At 35.2% G+C, this 19,170-nt stretch carries 11 protein-coding genes, 1 tRNA gene and 2 rRNA genes; 5 read left to right on the top strand and 9 right to left on the bottom strand.

Annotated elements, in window-relative coordinates; all coding sequences use genetic code 11:
- Positions 1-1,597: 1,597 nt before the first annotated feature.
- The 5 genes from GKC53_04760 to rsmI form a co-directional block, all read right to left on the bottom strand.
- Positions 1,598-2,983 carry a hypothetical protein gene (locus GKC53_04760; GenBank protein ID QRN41438.1) on the bottom strand — a complete coding sequence of 462 codons (1,386 nt, stop codon included), beginning with the start codon at positions 2,981-2,983 and terminating at the stop codon, positions 1,598-1,600.
- A gap of 262 nt (positions 2,984-3,245) precedes the next feature.
- Positions 3,246-3,359: ribosomal RNA gene (gene rrf, locus GKC53_04755) — 5S ribosomal RNA — on the bottom strand.
- 131 nt (positions 3,360-3,490) lie between these two features.
- A 23S ribosomal RNA gene (locus tag GKC53_04750) occupies positions 3,491-6,388 on the bottom strand.
- Between the two features lie 650 nt (positions 6,389-7,038).
- Positions 7,039-7,123 (bottom strand) — tRNA-Leu (locus GKC53_04745).
- Positions 7,124-7,178: 55 nt separating this feature from the next.
- Complete coding sequence (gene rsmI / locus GKC53_04740) at positions 7,179-8,057, bottom strand: 16S rRNA (cytidine(1402)-2'-O)-methyltransferase (protein QRN41437.1); 879 nt, start codon at positions 8,055-8,057, stop codon at positions 7,179-7,181.
- Positions 8,058-8,512: 455 nt separating this feature from the next.
- Here rsmI and GKC53_04735 point away from each other — a divergent pair, with 455 nt between their 5' ends.
- Genes GKC53_04735 through GKC53_04715 form a run of 5 tightly spaced genes read left to right on the top strand, consistent with a single transcriptional unit; the run spans position 8,513 to position 12,366 of the window.
- Complete coding sequence (locus GKC53_04735) at positions 8,513-9,118, top strand: phosphoheptose isomerase (protein QRN41436.1); 606 nt, start codon at positions 8,513-8,515, stop codon at positions 9,116-9,118.
- A gap of 37 nt (positions 9,119-9,155) precedes the next feature.
- A complete protein-coding gene (locus GKC53_04730; protein QRN41435.1) occupies positions 9,156-9,785 on the top strand; it encodes a BON domain-containing protein in 630 nt (209 codons plus the stop codon).
- A gap of 47 nt (positions 9,786-9,832) precedes the next feature.
- Positions 9,833-10,291 (top strand): hypothetical protein, encoded by a 459-nt coding sequence (locus tag GKC53_04725; protein ID QRN41434.1) that lies wholly within the window; start codon positions 9,833-9,835, stop codon positions 10,289-10,291.
- 9 nt (positions 10,292-10,300) lie between these two features.
- The gene (locus GKC53_04720; GenBank protein QRN41433.1) at positions 10,301-11,632 is read left to right on the top strand and encodes a murein transglycosylase; all 1,332 of its coding nucleotides are present in this window, start codon (positions 10,301-10,303) and stop codon (positions 11,630-11,632) included.
- 2 nt (positions 11,633-11,634) lie between these two features.
- Entirely contained in the window at positions 11,635-12,366 is a 732-nt protein-coding gene (locus GKC53_04715; GenBank protein QRN41432.1) for a 16S rRNA (uracil(1498)-N(3))-methyltransferase, read from the top strand.
- Here the strand turns inward: GKC53_04715 and mnmC are convergent.
- The 4 genes from mnmC to ptsP are packed head-to-tail and all read right to left on the bottom strand — an operon-like array spanning position 12,359 to position 19,170.
- Entirely contained in the window at positions 12,359-14,032 is a 1,674-nt protein-coding gene (mnmC, locus tag GKC53_04710) for an FAD-dependent 5-carboxymethylaminomethyl-2-thiouridine(34) oxidoreductase MnmC (protein ID QRN41431.1), read from the bottom strand. The genes GKC53_04715 and mnmC overlap by 8 nt on opposite strands.
- Positions 14,014-16,248 (bottom strand): AsmA family protein, encoded by a 2,235-nt coding sequence (locus GKC53_04705; GenBank protein QRN41430.1) that lies wholly within the window; start codon positions 16,246-16,248, stop codon positions 14,014-14,016. The genes mnmC and GKC53_04705 overlap by 19 nt, the downstream gene beginning before the upstream one ends.
- Positions 16,249-16,269: 21 nt before the next feature.
- Entirely contained in the window at positions 16,270-17,388 is a 1,119-nt protein-coding gene (gene asd, locus GKC53_04700) for an aspartate-semialdehyde dehydrogenase (protein ID QRN41429.1), read from the bottom strand.
- A 39-nt stretch (positions 17,389-17,427) separates the two neighbouring features.
- Complete coding sequence (gene ptsP / locus GKC53_04695; GenBank protein QRN41428.1) at positions 17,428-19,170, bottom strand: phosphoenolpyruvate--protein phosphotransferase; 1,743 nt, start codon at positions 19,168-19,170, stop codon at positions 17,428-17,430.

Genomic DNA, 19,170 nt, shown 5'->3' with positions numbered 1-19,170 from the left:
GGTGAATTCCTAATGAATACTGACAAGTTCAAAATTTTATTTTAATTGCTCATCAAGCATCACCTGACAAGACAAATCAACTGGTTTTTATTGTATTTGAAATTATTCGTTTCAATACAACCAACCAGTGCAAAACAATTTTTGGTTATGCTTATATTTTAAGTATTTCATCGATATAACATCGATACCACCTTCCTTTATAAGATCTTACTCGAATATAGCTCAATTAACAGTAAAAAATCCTAACATAGCTCTAATAAAGAACCATAATAAGAATCTTTTATGCAGTATGATTTGAACAAAATTGAGAAATATTCAAATTAGTACTAGTCTAAATCTCATCAACTCAAAAAGATGGTAAAAAAAACTGACGCTTTGATAATTGAAATAATATGAAAACAAATCATCTAGTCTATGCATTCCTGAACAATTTAATAATCCAGACATCTGTAAAAATAATGAAGAATTATCAAATATTTTTCACCAATATTTAATAAGTTAGTATGTTATCGCCTGCTTCCTACACAAGGTTTATCCTTAACAACTAATCCAGAAATAAACCCATAATAAATCTAAATCATCAAATATTTCATTATGTGAAAATGTATTCGTTAACTTCTGTTGAACGAAAGGCTCTCTGGATAAATTAACATTTTCTAACTACCTGAACTATTGCACTGGCATAAACAGGTACAATCAAAAAAGATTGTATGTACTGACCGAGTGAATTGCGCCACTGATATGGATCCAATCACCGAATAAATATTATTTCCCTTGATGCAAATTAGGTAAATGAATATTGTAGTATCGAGATGGATATCCAAAAACACAAATAGAAACTACCTATATTTTTCGCTCATAGCTAATGATAACTTTTTCATAAGTTCACCATAAATTGAGCACAGTCAACATAAACAATATTACTCTTGATATTTCATAGAATTTGATCAGAAGGGTAATAATACCGAGAGGTGTTTTTTCTATATTTTCTATTCAATCGTAGAGGACAGAAAATTTAAGATGACATAACTTGAATATGATTAAATCTCACAAAATCTTTACCTTGAACCAAGACCAGAGATTTGGATTTATTAGATAGAGATCTACCCTTCTACCAATACTAGCAATTAATCCAATATAAGGAATTGTCAATCTTCCTAAGGTGTTTTATCATCACTTGTTCGCTAACTATCATGCTATAGGTATTGAAATGGAGTCTGGTATATTAGGAGGCTCAAAATTAAGAACCCTCATCATTAATTAAAGTCCTTCAATATTTAAATCATAATTTCCGGGGGAAATATCAATAATGGTTTATAGGGTGTCATAATTTTATTCCGGAGAGTATAACGATAGTGATTGGGCACATCCACCAACACTGGGTTAGCTATCGAGGAAATAATTGAACCAATTTCAACAAACAGTTCCAATCGTAGAACCTACGTTTGAATAGTGTATCTGAGTACTAAAAACCAATAAAAGAAAAAGTTTTATTTTTCATATAATTATAACAAAAATATGTAATTAGGCTCATCATAACGGCTATCAACACAAAAAAAACAATATTCTTCTTTTATAGTTTATCATATTTTTATATTTAAAATAACAGGTCTTCCAGTCCTTCATTTTTAGACGGATATGGGGACGCCTGTTCTTGTCTTTTCTTCTCATTACCTAATGTATCAGGTAATACACCATCAACACAATCAGCCAAATCAGAATCACACTTATTCTGATTTGGTTTTATATTTTCACCGATGTCTGAAGACTCCAAAATAGTGTCTCCCCTATTACCGCTCATATTTGATTCAGGAATAACGGGGGTTGACTGATTAATTGGTTGCAATTCTCGTAAAGTACTACATGCTACTTGAATATGATTATTACAAGCATAGCTCAATAAACTTTTTGCCTTTTCTACCTTCGGCAATACATTTTTCTCTCTCATATACTCCTTAGCCAATTCATAACAAGTTTCATAATGCCCACTATAACAGGATTGTTCTTTACTCAAGTCTGATTCAAGAGTAGGTTGTACCATATTGGTAGTTAGTTGTTTTAATAACGAACATGCTTCTATATCATTCACTTTACAACTTTCACCTAATAAAGAAGAAGCTAATTCCTTATTTTTATCCGATTTAGTACCTTGATTAACAATTAAAGCTCCTGCTCTAGTGCATCCCTTATAATTGTTTAAATGACAGGCTTTAACATAGAAATCATATGCTTTATTAAAATTTTTAACTAGTTTTACTCCATCTTCATAATATCCTGCAACTTTCATACATGCATCAGGATTATTTTGCTGACATAATTCAAAAAATAAAGAAAGAGCCTTTTTAAAATTCTGTGGTTGCGCCAAATCTAACTCATATTTTATAGCTTGCTGGTATAATGTTGCCTTATCTTGATTCCTTTGTAACACTTCTTTCATTTCCTCAGCACTCACACAAGCATTTATGTAATTTCTTTGACAGGCTTGATCATAAAACTCAAAGGCCTTACCATAATCTTGGGGCACCCCATTACCCTCTCTAAATAAATCACCAAGGGCTAAACAACTTTCAGAGTCCCCAATATTGCAGGCTTTTCCAAAATATTGAAGTGCATTTTGATAGTTTTGAGAAACTAGGATCCCATTACGAGATAGGTGCCCTAACCAGTAACATCCCTTTTTGATACCATCTAACATACATGACTTATTAAACAAAGATAAAGCTTGAGAAGTATTTTTACCTTCAATCAAATAATTCAACCCTGCTCGAGTACACCCATCTGCACTATTTAAACCACAAGCTTGATTATAATACTTAGTTGATTGATTAATATCGTTATTATAGTACTCTCCTAGTTTCATACAGGCTTCCAGTTCTCCACCATCACATTGCGCAATCTGTTTTTCTATTGATTTAAACTTAGAACAAGCACCAAGTAAGAAAATGCTAATCCCTATACACACCAAGAAACTATTTTTTTTCATATACTTTCTCTATTTTTACCTATAAAATTGAAATTATAACAATAATATTCACTAAGCAAAAGAATTAGTGATCTGCGGAACTGAAAGAACATTAACTATCATCTAAAAATAAAAAATATAACAATCAAATATAAATATAAAAGGAATAACCATGAACAGTATTTAACAAATGAAACGACCAAATTGTCCAACTGCAGATCCGGTAAAAAAAAAGCAAAGCCCTTGACCGCATAAGCATAAGTCAAGGGCTTTATTGTAATTAGTTTGGCAGTGACCTACTTTCACATGGGTAATCCATACTATCATCGGCGCTGAGTCGTTTCACGGTCCTGTTCGAGATGGGAAGGGGTGGAGCCAACTCGCTATGACCACCAAACAATCTTGTTTTATATTCTCTATTTTTTATTCTTTATTACTACTTATCTTCTTATCTTTAATCAAGAAGCCTCTATCTTAATCACTATATCTCCGTTACATTAACCTTCATCATCTGAAGTCCTTCAAATGATAGAATCAAGCCTCACGAGCAATTAGTATCGGTTAGCTTCATGCGTTACCGCACTTACACACCCGACCTATCAACGTCATAGTCTCTAACGTCTCTTTAGGGAGATTATATCTCCAGGGAAGTCTCATCTTCAGGCGAGCTTCACGCTTAGATGCTTTCAGCGTTTATCTCTTCCAAACTTAGCTACCCGGCTATGCCACTGGCGTGACAACCGGTACACCAGAGGTTTGTTCACTCCGGTCCTCTCGTACTAGGAGCAACCCCCGTCAAACTTCCAACGCCCACTGCAGATAGGGACCAAACTGTCTCACGACGTTCTAAACCCAGCTCACGTACCACTTTAAATGGCGAACAGCCATACCCTTGGGACCAACTACAGCCCCAGGATGTGATGAGCCGACATCGAGGTGCCAAACTCCGCCGTCGATATGAACTCTTGGGCGGAATCAGCCTGTTATCCCCGGAGTACCTTTTATCCGTTGAGCGATGGCCCTTCCATTCAGAACCACCGGATCACTATGTCCTGCTTTCGCACCTGCTCGACTTGTCAGTCTCGCAGTTAAGCTACCTTATGCCATTATACTATCAGTCCGATTTCCGACCGGACCTAGGTAACCTTCGAACTCCTCCGTTACGCTTTAGGAGGAGACCGCCCCAGTCAAACTGCCTACCATGCACGGTCCTTAATCTCGATTCAGAGACCTAAGTTAGAACCTCAAAGTTATAAGGGTGGTATTTCACCAATGGCTCCATAACAACTAGCGTCATTATTTCTTAGCCTCCCACCTATCCTACACATACAACTTCAAAGTCCAATGCAAAGCTACAGTAAAGGTTCACGGGGTCTTTCCGTCTAGCAGCGGGTAGATTGCATCTTCACAACCACTTCAACTTCGCTGAGTCTCAGGAGGAGACAGTGTGGCCATCGTTACGCCATTCGTGCAGGTCGGAACTTACCCGACAAGGAATTTCGCTACCTTAGGACCGTTATAGTTACGGCCGCCGTTTACTGGGACTTCAATCAAGAGCTCTCACCCCATCATTTAATCTTCCAGCACCGGGCAGGCGTCACACCCTATACGTCCACTTTCGTGTTTGCAGAGTGCTGTGTTTTTAGTAAACAGTCGCAGCCACCGATTCTCTGCGGCCCCCTTCTGCTCCGAGCGCAGGCTCTTCACATACCAAGGGCACACCTTCTCCCGAAGTTACGGTGTCATTTTGCCGAGTTCCTTCTCCTGAGTTCTCTCAAGCGCCTTAGAATTTTCTTCCTGCCCACCTGTGTCGGTTTGCGGTACGGTTCATTTATAGCTATGCTTAGTGGCTTTTCCTGGAAGCAGGGTATCAGTTACTTCGGACCCGTAAGTCCTCGTCATCACACCTCAGTATTGAACACCCGGATTTGCCTAAGTGTCCTACCTACATGCTTAAACAACCTATTCCAACAGGTTGATAACCTAACCTTCTCCGTCCCCACATCGCACTATAAATAAGTACGGGAATATTAACCCGTTTCCCATCGATTACGCATTTCTGCCTCACCTTAGGGGCCGACTCACCCTACGCCGATTAACGTTGCGTAGGAAACCTTGGGCTTTCGGCGAACGAGCTTTTCACTCGTTTTATCGCTACTCATGTCAACATTCGCACTTCTGATACCTCCAGCACATTTCTCAATGCACCTTCTTCGGCCTACAGAACGCTCCCCTACCATACATACTTACGTATATATCCGCAGCTTCGGTTATCAGTTTGAGCCCCGTTACATCTTCCGCGCAAGACGACTCGACTAGTGAGCTATTACGCTTTCTTTAAATGATGGCTGCTTCTAAGCCAACATCCTAGCTGTCTATGCCTTCTCACTTCGTTTTCCACTTAACTGATCATTCGGGACCTTAGCTGGCGGTCTGGGTTGTTTCCCTCTCGACACCGGACGTTAGCACCCGATGTCTGTCTCCTAAGAATTTACTTCACGGTATTCTGAGTTTGCCATGGGTTGGTAAGTCGCAATGACCCCCTAGCCATAACAGTGCTTTACCCCCGTGAGTATGCTCTTAAGGCACTACCTAAATAGTTTTCGGGGAGAACCAGCTATCTCCGAGTTTGTTTGGCCTTTCACCCCTATCCACACCTCATCCTCTAATTTTGCAACATTAGTAGGTTCGGACCTCCAGTCAGTGTTACCTAACCTTCATCCTGGACATGGATAGATCACTCGGTTTCGGGTCTACACCCAGCAACTATCGCCCTATTAAGACTCGGTTTCCCTACGCCTCCCCTATCCGGTTAAGCTCGCTACTGAATGTAAGTCGTTGACCCATTATACAAAAGGTACGCAGTCACTACATTAAATGTAGCTCCCACTGTTTGTATGCATCAGGTTTCAGGTTCTTTTCACTCCCCTCCCGGGGTTCTTTTCACCTTTCCCTCACGGTACTAGTTCACTATCGGTCGATGATGAGTATTTAGCCTTGGAGGATGGTCCCCCCATCTTCAAGCAGGATTCCTCGTGTCCCGCCCTACTTCTCGTATACTTAGTACCATTAGCAATCTTTCAAATACGGGGCTTTCACCCTCTATGGCCAACTTTCCCAAGTTGTTCTCCTAAATCACTAATTATCATATACAGGCTCCTCCGCTTTCGCTCGCCACTACTTACGGAATCTCGGTTGATTTCTTTTCCTCTAGGTACTTAGATGGTTCAGTTCCCTAGGTTCGCTTCTTTAACCTATGTATTCAGTTAAAAATGCCTAGTTAATACTAGGCGGGTTTCCCCATTCGGATATCTCCGGATCAATGCTTATTGCCAACTCCCCGAAGCTTTTCGCAGACTATCACGTCCTTCTTCGCCTATCATCGCCAAGGCATCCACCTGATGCACTTAAATCACTTGACTCTATCATTTCAAGAACCTCTGACTTCATATTACCACCGTTGACTAGCAATAATACTTAAGCTCCCTACTCTAATAAAGATTAATGCTCAATTTATAAGGCCTCTTGTCCCCCTTATAAATCTCTTCTTTTAGATACAATCATTACCCAATTATTCGTCGTATCGTCATATCTCACCAATATTCAATATCACTTTACAACTCTATTCATTGTGTTTGATTTCGGCTTCTCAATTGTTAAAGATCATTCGTAATAATACGAGAAAGAAAAACATTATATCCAACTATTATCTACTTTGCAACTACCTTTTGTGGAAATTTTAAATTATTATGATGAAACGACTGCTCAGTTTTAAATCTACTAATTTACATACAAAATACTATTCATTCACTTCACCATCAAGTTAATACGCTTAATCGTAGTACTTTACATACCACATGATATAACTTAAATAGGCAAATAATGATTTGTGTCTCAGAAAAATCAAAGCATGTCCTTCTCAATCTCACATTCATACAACCCTCATACAATACCAATGTTGAAACTAAGAGTTAGAGCTGCTAAAGGGAATATTGATACTAAATTTGAAACTAGGAGAGATAGAGCTTAGATAACACAACCACCACATATTGCTTGTGTCAAACAAGCAAAAGCAATGGTACCCAGGGTCGGACTCGAACCGACACACCTCGCGGCGGGGGATTTTGAGTCCCCTGCGTCTACCAATTTCGCCACCTGGGCAGGCATAATCCGGTCATATTACCCATTTTTCTATCAGAAGTAAAGATCTAATGGGCTAATACTTGGTATGTTTTTTTTCCAACAGGTATGTGTATAATTCTTTTTTATCAAAAGTAACAATATTAGATAGTAATGCAATGATCTTTTTGATGGGCATAACCTCCAATAATTCATCAGCTAAACACCGAACTTCCTCTGGTATTTTTTCTTTTGTCATTTCAAAATTATCAAAAATAATAACCATTTCCCCTTTTTGTTGATTTTTATCATTTAACAGTATCGTCTTTAATTCTGAGGCTGTCCCTATTAATACGGTTTCAAAAGTCTTGGTAATCTCTCGTATTAAAAATAATTTTCGGTTAGGTATTTTTATGCCCACTTCATCCAGTGTAGACAAAATTCGATGTGGCACTTCATAGCAAACCACAACTGTTGGTATTTTGGTAATTTTATCAATAATACAGGCTTTTTCTCCTTTTTTCGGGGGTAAAAATCCAATGAATAGAAATTGATCTGTATTTATTCCCGCAATACTTAAGGCACTCGTCACAGCACAAGCGCCAGGTACCCCATAAATAGGATAACCTGCTTCTCTTACTACCCTAACCAATCGACTACCAGGATCACATATACCAGGTGTGCCTGCATCAGAAACTTGAGCAACTATCTTACCTTCAGAAAGCCAATAACAGACCTTATTTGACATTTCAATCTCATTTTGCTCTCTCAAACTCACCATTTTTTTTGCTTTAATTCCATAAATATTCAATAAATTTTGTGTTACTCTGGTATCCTCAGCACAAACAACATCAGCCATTTCCAAAACAGACAAAGCACGGATACTGATATCTACCAAATTACCTATGGGCGTTGCGACTACATAAAGAGAACTTGGCTGATATGATTGTTCAAGTAACTTCACCGATAAATGCATAAATAATAAATAAATTAATCTCGATGAGAATAGTGTACAATATCCGCTGCCTTTTATAAATAATAAATAGTCAAGATGCACTTAACCCACCCCAAAGGCATACAAGCAGGAAATATTTATTATAACTATTTGATTGATAATCAATTGATTATTATTGAAAGAAACTGGCATTGAAAACTGGTGGTAATTGGTATTATTGCAAGTTAAAAAAAGCTTTTTAGTCTTTTTTGAAGTAAAATTGGAGGATATAGAAGTAATGATAGTTTCGTAGGTGTTCTGGCAGGTATTTATCCTCAGAAAATTTAAGAAATAACCAAAATCACAGTGAAATACTACCTTCTAAAATATCCAACTGCAAAAATGACACATGTTGATGCATTAATGACTCAAAAGTCCAAACCACCTGCGATACATCACTTAACCGATATTGTTGACTCATAGAAAGATTAACTATAATGAAATTAAAACAATATGTTACTGAACATTTTGAACAGAGTATTGAACTACTTAAGCAGTGCAAAGAAAATTTAAATGATGACATCATATTAGCTGCCAATATTATTGTCCAATCACTAATGAATGACGGTAAGGTATTAACTTGTGGTAATGGTGGATCGGCTGCTGATGCCCAACATTTTTCAGCAGAATTAGTAGGTAGGTTTGAACAGGAACGAATGGGGCTTGCCACCATTGCATTAACAACAGATAGTTCGATCCTCACTGCTATTTCTAATGATTATGATTTCGATTTTATTTTTTCAAAACAAATTTTTGCACTTGGTAAAAAAAATGATGTCCTGTTAGCCATTTCAACTTCAGGCAATTCTCCTAATATTATAGAAGCTATTAATGCAGCTCATGAAAAAGAAATATCGATCATCGCCATGACCGGGAATAATGGTGGTAAAATCGCTGAATTACTAAATGCCAATGATATGTTACTCAATGTTCCTCACTCCAGAACTGCAAGAATTCAAGAAGTACACACGTTAATAATTCATGCGATGTGCGACTGTATTGATAAGATGTTGTTTGGTGAAAATAACAATCTATCATTATAATACAGTTATACTCAACTCGATTTGATAGGAAAATGTTATGAAAAAAACACTTAAATGGTTTATTGCTTTCTTAGTTTCTTGTTTGTTATTAAATAGCTGTGCTCCACTTATGATTGGTGGTGTTATTGCAGGGGGTCTCACTATTGCAGATAGAAGAGCTAAAGGTGTCATTGCGGATGACCACATTATGGAAGTTGCCATTATTACTCAAGTAAGGAGTAAATATCCTCATACAATTGACTTAAATAAAATCAGTCAAGTAAGCCTACCGTCTTTAAAGGTAACGAGTTATAACAATAAAATATTGTTAGTTGGAATTGTGGAAAATGAGCGTCAAAAAAATGATATCCAACAAATTGCTCAATCACAAAAAGCCGCAAAAAAAGTTTATAACTTCCTAGATATACAAGGAGAAAGAAATGTAGGAGATTCAACTAATGATGCTTTAATTAGTTCAAAAGTAAGATTATCTCTAATGAATCCAAAAGGATTTTCACCTAATGATGTTAAAATTGTTACTTATGGTGGCAACACTTACGTATTTGGGCTTTTAACCCCTACAGAACAACAAAATGTATCTCGACAAATCAGTATTGTCCCAGGTGTCCAAAAAGTTGTCACTTTATATGAAGATTACAACTATGACACAAAAAAAACGAATAATTGAGTAACCAAATTAAAAAATAAATAATGTTATTTTAAAGGATTTTTAACATGAGCTCTTTTACTGATAGACTTCTTAGATTTATGGGCTATATGATTATTTTCATAATGATAATTGTAGTATGTATTGTTATCTACCTTGTCTATACTTTAATGTTTAGTAGTGATTTTAAACAGCAGTCAAATACGCCCAACACTAGGGTGTTAATGGATCAAAACATCAATAGTGATTTAAATGAAAAAAATCAATCTGACCATGAGAATACCTCGTTATCAAATGACCCCATGACCACAAACATACCACAATATATACCTCCAGAAAGCCAAATCCCTAGCTATAGTACCTATAATCCCTTTGAGGATGATAATATTCCAATCACTGAACCTGACAATAATACAACCTCATCTAACCCCATTGGCGAGATATCCTCTCAGCCAGATAATAGCTCAGCTAAACCGCTCGATCCTACTAATAAAAGCCAACAACCAGATTTAAATTTGTTGTTCTAAATTCATATTATGAAAAAATATACATTTATTACTTTATTCTCAATCATTGCTATTTGTACTTCGGGATGCTCTTCTAATAATAAAAAGCAAAAAATAACTATTTTGGAAAAACCAGATACAGATTATTCTTCTCATTTCAAACCTCAGCCTAAAGCCAGTATCAACACCATTTCCCGATCTCGATACTCTCCTAATGTTACTTATAGTATCGTTGATTATTCTCATTTACCTGAGTGGTCAAACCAATACTTTGAACAAAGCCTATTGGCATTTAAGCGTAGTTGTGAGGTATTGATAAATCAACCTAAATGGAATTATGTATGTCAAGTTGCCTCTCGAATTAAAAATACACGAAAAAATGCTGAACAATTTTTTGAGGAATACTTTCAGCCTTGGGTAGTAACTAACAATAATGGTGGTTTAGTAGGGAAAGTAACGGGCTATTACGAACCTGCTATTTTAGGTTCTAGAACTAAATCAGTTCAATCTCCCTATCCTATTTATGGAATCCCGTATGATTTTGTATCTGTTCCTCTGCCACAAAATTTCATTAATCACCAAGGAACTGTCACAATCCACAGAACAGGTACAAATAGCGGAATAATTTCCCCATCAGGAGAATATGTTGCTAATTTAAGTCAATTTAATATCACAACAAAAACTAAAGCACTAAAGGGAAGATTTTCAGGAAATAAATTTGTACCTTACTATACTAGAAAGGAAATTTACCAAGGCGCTATTGATGATAAGGCGCCTATTTTAGCCTACGCCAATGACCCAGTCGAGTTATTTTTTTTACACATCCAAGGTTCTGGTAGGATTATTACCGAAAATAATCAAGTAATTCGTTTATCTTATGCAGATAAAAACGAATTTCCGTATAAGTCAGTTGGGAGTTACATGACTAAGAACGGCTACATACCTTTAAGTAGTGCTAGTATGCAAAGAATTAAGCAATATATCCAACAACATCCGGATCAAATGAATGAGATTCTGGGGCATAACCCTAGCTTTATTTTCTTTTCTAGTGTTGCCCAAACCGAAGAAAATAAAGGGCCTATTGGTGCTCTAGGTGTACCATTAACAAACGGCTATTCGGGTGCTGTTGATAAACAATATATCGATTTGGGAGCACCTCTATTTCTAGCGACTACAGATACCAGAAACGGTAAAGCATTGAATCGATTAATAGTAGCACAAGATACTGGGTCTGCCATCAACGGTAGTGTAAGAGTAGATTTTTTTTGGGGTTATGGAACCCAAGCAGGTGAAATTGCAGGCAAAACAAACTATCCAGGTTATGTCTGGGTTCTACTTCCAAATGGACAATATCCAATGTAAAAATGGTTCATAGATTTTTTTTAGATAATTTTTTAGACTGTAACATATCAATAAAGCTACCAAAAAAAATATGTTCACATAGCCATGTCTTACGGCTAAGAACAGAAGATACTATCCAATTATTTAATGGAGATGGCTATCACTATGACGCAAGAATTCACGTTATTGATAGAAATAATATAGATGCTCATATCTATGCAAAAACTTATGCCAATAATGAATCCAATCTCAAAATAGGTCTGATCCAGTGTTTTTCTACCAGTCAAAAAATGGATTTTGTTATTCAAAAATCAGTCGAGTTAGGCGTAAATGAAATATACCCCGTTATATCGAAAAGAACCAATGCTAAATTTATACTAGAAAAAAATAAAAACAAAATACAACGGTGGAATGAAATAATTTATGCTGCTTGTGAACAATCTGGTAGAGCAGTCATACCCTTGTTACATCCGATATCTGATCTAACCTCCACATTGGAATCGATAACAACTAAGAATAAATTTATTCTCCACACAAAGAGAGAACCTAACGCTACCTACAATTTCATACCAGACAAAAATAATTTGGTGGTTATTGCGATAGGTCCTGAAGGTGGATTTAGTGAACAGGAGCTTGTTCATGCCAAAGAAAACCATTTTATTCCCTATTCCTTGGGACCAAGAATTCTCAGGACGGAAACTGCACCTATTGCTGCTATATCAAGCTTACAAACACGATATGGTGATTTCAATTAAACCTTCTTCTTTTAATAATATCATTTATAATCAATCTATTAGGGCTAAGAGATTGTCTCAATCTTAATCCTAATGGGTTAGGAAGTACTAGAATTTCTGAAACCAATGCCAGTGAACATAAACTGGAGGTTAATAAACCACGAGAACCATGGGCGGTATTGATATACAGATTAGGCCAATAAGGACAAGGATCTTTTAAGTAATAATTCTTATCAAGACACAATTTAGCGTAAACTTTTCTCATCTGACAAATATCACCCAAGGATCCAACCACGGGTAAATGATCAAAGCTATCACATCTAACAGCATGATGCCCTTTCATCCCGATTTTTTTATTTACAGAGTCATTTCTAATAAAAGAACTATGAAGATAATGATTTAGCTGATATAAATTTTTAACATTCATCAACTCATCTTCTTTACTTAATTCAAATTGTTTATTATTGGGATGAAAAGTTGACCCAAAACAATGTATATTTTTGTAAGCGGGAGCAATATAGCCATCCCCACTCAAAACAATCTTCAATTCTTTACTAATATTATTTGCCTCTATAATAGAGGTCTGTCCACTAATAAAAGAAAGATTCAGGCCTAGGTTTTTATAAATGTCATTATCATCAGCACCTAAGGCCAATACCAATGCGTCTGAAACTATAGATTCATTGGCACTTATTACCTTCCATTGACTGTTCTTTTCTTCATAACAAAAACTAAGAACATTAAAATTAGTTTTTACCTGAATATTTGGATGTATTAGCAACCTTTGAATCCATGATCTAGGATGAGTCCAAGCGCCTCTAGGCCAGAATAGGCCATCCTGCTCTATCTTTATACCTGCAATTTCTTCTGCATCCTTTCTGTGTAAATAATAATTTAAATGATAATTTTTTTCTGCTAACTGCAGATTTCTTTCCCTTTCTCTATCATCATAATTCAAATGTAAGACACCACAATTATCTGAAAACAAATGCTCACTATCCATCAACTCTAATAAGGATACACTTAACCCATAAGATTTATACAATAATTCTGTTTGGATAGTGTGATGAGGAGAGACCTTAGCGTATAAAACTCCTTGATAATTTCCTGAAGCTTTAGATGCTATGTCTTTTTCCTTTTCAAGAAGCGTAACTTGAACATCATGTTGGGCAAGAAAATAAGCTGTTGTTGCACCAGCAATACCACCACCAACAATTACCGCCTGTTTCACATTAATCCTCTTTGAATAATCAATAGGTTGATACCATGGTTTAATATTCGGTAAAACGATTGGTTGAATCTCAGGTATGTTTAGATAACAAATTAAACTGGCGTCATACTCAAAGTCATATAAAAATTTTTCGATATCATTTGATAAATTGATCCACAAATAGGTATGTGGCTCGAGAGTAAACACACTCATACCGATTGGATTCAATACTTGTTCAAAATCATTTAAATGTGGATATGATTGGATCCATTCTTTTTTTTTATCTATTACCAAAGACCATTCAGAAAAAATAAGCCAATAACAAACTCTTTTTGGGTAGTTGTTTTGTACATACTGGATCAAGGAAACGTCAGGAAATCCCTGCCATAAAAAAATCACAATATCTTGAGAAGAAAGTTTTTTAATCCATAAATCAATTTTTGATACATAATCAGAAATCAATGAATTAACTCCCATTGCTGTTTGATAAACTTTCTTAAAACTTCTTCTTTATTATCTGCATCATCCAATAGTTCTAAAACCTGTTTGGAATCTAGGTAATATTTTGGTTCTAATAAATTTCCAGATAACTTAAGTGGGATGGTAATATTAACTTTCTTCCCATTTTTATCCACATAACCAGTTAATAATAGTGAATAGTCCAAGGATTGATTGATTAAATCTGTTGCACCCTGCCCCCTAACCTGGAACTCAGGTCCATCTATTTCTAGTGCAACGGTTTCACTAACACTATTAGTCCAATAGCTCACAAACTTAAATAAAGCAAATTGTGTTTGTTCCAACTCTCTATCTCCACTATCTCTAGATAACTCTAAATTTTGAGTATTGAAAACACCTAACTTATCCTGTGCATAAATAATTTTCTCTAAATTCGCCCCTAAAATAATACCTTGGTAAATTTCAAAACTACTAAACCCATTTAAGTTTGATAATATTTCGGAAATATTATATCCCTCAGTTTGTAATGAGATATAAGAATTTCCATTGCCTGATAAAAAAGGGAAGTTAGTAAAATAAAATAACATCATTCCTATATTTAAATTATTTAACTTTTGCTCTATTTTATACTTAAGCTTATCTTCTAACATTTCAATATCAAGATTGGTTAAAAAACTACCTTCAAAAAATTTCCCTTCCAGATGATTGAGTTGTATATGATCTTTAGTATACATTAAATGACCTGACACATCTGAAAAATAAAAATCAGGAAACTTTAATTGGTTAATACCAAATCTGACCTTAAGCTGATTATCACTTAATAGCTGAAATACTCCAGGTAATTTTGCCAATAACCCATTATAAATTTTTACTGAAGATGCATTACTTATATCCGAATCAATATAAGGCCTAGTATCAAAAGAAGTTAAATCAACTGTCATTTCCCATGTCTTGTCTGCCTGCTCCTGGGAATGCTCTGCTACTAGATGAATGCTCTGTTTATCTAATAAACCGTCCATATTTAATAAGAGGTAATCATCCAATTTATAAAACAAATATCCTTTTAAATGTAATACCCAAAGTGGTATTACATTTTTCGTATTAATTTGTTTAGAATTGAAAATCAATTGCTTCAATACAATAGATTTTTGTTCTAAATTTAATTCAACCGTAGTATTACCATTAACAACGAACGACTTATCTGAGTTATGATAAGTAGTGGCAAAATTAACATTATCAATCAAACAAAAACTTTCTTTACAATTCAATTGACTCAATGTCATATATCCATCTGTATTATTACTTTGGTTTGGTCGTTCAATATTAAAACTTATTTTAGGAATATTAATCTCTTGATGAACAGTCCAATTAATTCTAGCAATGCTGCCCTTATAATTAAAACCATTGACTAATTCAAGACCCTCATAGTTTAAATTACTCAACATAATCTGACTGCGATCAAGATCCCAATTAAAATTAAATTGAACATTAGTGTGATATTGCTTTGTATGAGTTCGATACCATAATGATAAATCTAATTGATTACCCACTATGGTTTTAAGACCTAAATCAAAAACACCTTTGAGATCAAAAGATATAGGATATTTTAATAACTGATTGTTAGAGGTTATGCCTTTTATCTCAAAGTAAGAAGTATAATTTTTAGGCGTAGATATTCTTAATTCAACATCTCTAAAAACAATACTAGAATGATAGGACACATCTTCTAAAATAATTTTCCCACTATAATTTATAGTGTTAGGTATTGATAAAGTATTGTGAGGCCAATTTTCTTTTACTACAGAATTCCTTGAAACATGTTTTCCAGCAACGTCAGTAGGATGTTTAAAACCAATATATAAGCTACCATCAAAAATACTTAGTTGATGAACTTTTATTTTATTCCAAATGATTTTATAGCCAAGTGATATTCTGATTTTTTTTGCAGTTAGATCATAATTCCTATCAGATGAGTTTTTTGTAAAATGAACATCTTTTAACTCTATCGCTGGTCTGAAAAAAATATTGGTTTTAATTTCATTAAAGCTTATCTTAATATCTTTTTCTTTCAAATAGTCAATGATCAAGGTTCTAATTTCATCCTCTGAGTAAACAATATAACCACGTATATAATAAAAACTCAGAAGCAAAATCACAAAAAATAAAAAAAAGAACAAAATTGAATAAAAAATTATCCTAGTTCTTTTTTTTATACGGACTTTAAAAGACTTCATTGTTTATTCTTTGGTTCAACTTTATAAAGGCACCCCTAATATTATCCTAAGTGCTCTTCTTATCGGTTCTGCAGCACCCCACAGCAACTGATCGCCAACTGTAAAAGCTGTAATATAATTTCCACCAAAAGCCATCTTTCTAATTCTTCCAACAGGCACATTTAAGGTTCCTGATACTTTTGCTGGCGTTAATTCTTGACTGGTTATTTCTTTTTCATTAGGCACAACACTCACCCATTCATGAGCATTTTGTAAAATACTCTCAATCTGTGTAGTTGAAATATCTTTCTTCAACTTAATTGTTAACGCCTGACTATGACATCTCATGGCGCCTATTCGTACACATAGCCCATCAACTTTAATACTATTAGGCTCCAAGCCTAGTATTTTATTGGTTTCAACCATTCCTTTCCATTCTTCTCTGGACTGACCATTACCTAAATCACTATCAATCCAAGGAATAAGGCTGCCAGCCAAAGGCACGCCAAAAAATGTTTTTGGATAATCATCTGAACGAATAAACTCATTTACCTTTTGGTCAATTTCTAATATTGCAGAAGCAGGATGATTTAAAAGATGTTTAACTGAATTAGTAATTCCTCCCATGCCTAACAATAATTCACGCATATTTTTGGCACCAGCACCACTTGCTGACTGATAGGTCATAGCACAAATCCAATCCACCAATCCCTCTTGAAACAAACCGCTCAATCCCATTAACATTAAAGATACAGTACAATTACCTCCAATAAAATCCTTAACTCCATTCTCAATTGCCTTTTGAATCACGTCATGATTCACTGGATCTAAAACAATGATGGACTGATCTAACATCCTCAAAGCTGAAGCTGCATCAAGCCAAAACCCATTCCACCCACTATCTCTCAATGGTTGATATACAGACTTAGTATAATCACCACCCTGACAAGTCACAATAACATCCATTTGGGCTAATGATGTTAAATCATTTGCGTCGTACAACTTAGTTTCTTTCTGTCCAAAATTAGGTGCATCTCCTCCCACATTAGAAGTAGAAAAAAACATGGCGTCTTTAATGTATTGAAAATCATTTTCTTCTTTCATTCTTGATATCAACACAGAACCAACCATGCCTCTCCATCCAACAAATCCCACTTTCATTTACATACTCCCCCAAAATAATCACTCATATAACCCAAATCATTGAAACCTATCATAATTATTAATTTTATACAATAAAGTATCTACTCTCTCTGGATTTTCATTTTTTAAAAGCCTATTAACATAACTCTGAGTTTCTTGAATATTCGTATTCACTATAACATTTTTGACTGCAAGCATACTTGGGATATTAATTGAAAAACTTTTCAACCCCATACCAAGTAACATTCTTGTTAATTCAGAATCTGCGGCCATTTCACCACAAACAGAAACTGGTTTATTATATCGAATAGCAGTCTTAATAGAATGACTAATTAATTTCAAAATAACAGGATGTGTTGATTGATATAAATCATTGATAGAATCATTACCCCTATCCACTGCCATCGTATACTGAATTAAATCATTTGTGCCAATAGAAATGAAGTCAACATATTTAATCAAAGTGGTGATTGCTAAAGCTGCAGAGGGGGTCTCTACCATTATGCCCACTTCGATATCAGATTCAAATCTGACGCCAGCATTATCTAGCTGCTCTTTGGCTATATTTAAATGCCTGAGACATTGTTTTAGTTCAGTTATTGATGCAATCATAGGCCACATCATTTTCACTTTCCCAAACTGAGCCGCTCTTAAAATAGCTCTCATTTGTGTTCTAAACATGATTGGCTCTGCTAGACTTAGTCGAATGCCTGTTAACCCTATTGCTGGATGAATAACATCACAATGACCAAACCATCTTGGACTTTTATCTGCACCAATATCTACCGTCCTAATCGTGACTGGTTTTCCCGAAGCCTCTTTGACTAATGTTAAATAATATTCAAATTGCTCTTCCTCGCTAGGTATTGTATTCCTATTTAAAAATAGAAACTCACTTCGAAATAGACCAACCCCATTAGCACCATTCTTATTGGCTAATGTTAAATCACTAATCTCCTCAATATTTGCTAAAATTTCAATATCAACACCATCTAATGTAGTTGCACTAACATTTTTAATTTCATTGAGTTTACGTCGATATTTCTTATACTCTTGTATTTTCTTTTCATACTCATCCAAAATAACTTTATCAGGATCTAAAATTACAATACCATTAACCCCATCTACAATAATCCTTTCATCTTCCTTAATTAAAGATCTTGCATTGCGTAAGCCAAGAACTGAAGGGATACCCAGAGTCTTACCCAAAATTGCAGTATGACTAGTTGACCCACCAACATCTGTGATAAAAGCACACACTCTGTTTTCTTTAAACAGAACCGCGTCTGCAGGAGAAATATCTGTTGCTACTAAAACCACATCTTCAAATAAATCATTGAGTTGTATATCATTAATCTCAACACCACTTAAAGATTTATAAATTTTTTCTACCACTTGATTCAAGTCTTGCTTTCTTGTGCGTAGATAATCATCACCAATAGAATCAAATTGACTGGAAAGTTTTACTAATTGCTGTCTTAACGCCCACTCTGCATTAATCTTTTGTTCTTTAATAATCTCAATCGGGGCATGAGACAAGGTAACATCTGACAGCATCATTGAATGAAATGAAATAAATGCACCCAATTCTTTAGGTAAATCACCAGAAATATATTTTCTTAACTCATCTAGTTGCTTTTTTGTTTGTTTAATCGCATTTTCATAACGTATTACTTCTGATTCTATATGCTCTTCATTAATAGCATATTGAGTCACATCTTCCAACCCCGAGCTTAACAAATGAACTTTGCCAATTGCATACCCTTTGCCCACAGCAATGCCATGCAAGACTAAACTCAC

This window comes from Neisseriaceae bacterium, from assembly GCA_016864895.1.
Taxonomy (GTDB): domain Bacteria; phylum Pseudomonadota; class Gammaproteobacteria; order Burkholderiales; family Neisseriaceae; genus QFNR01.
Note: the sequence above shows the minus strand (reverse complement) of the source record. Positions and strands in the feature narration are given on the sequence as shown.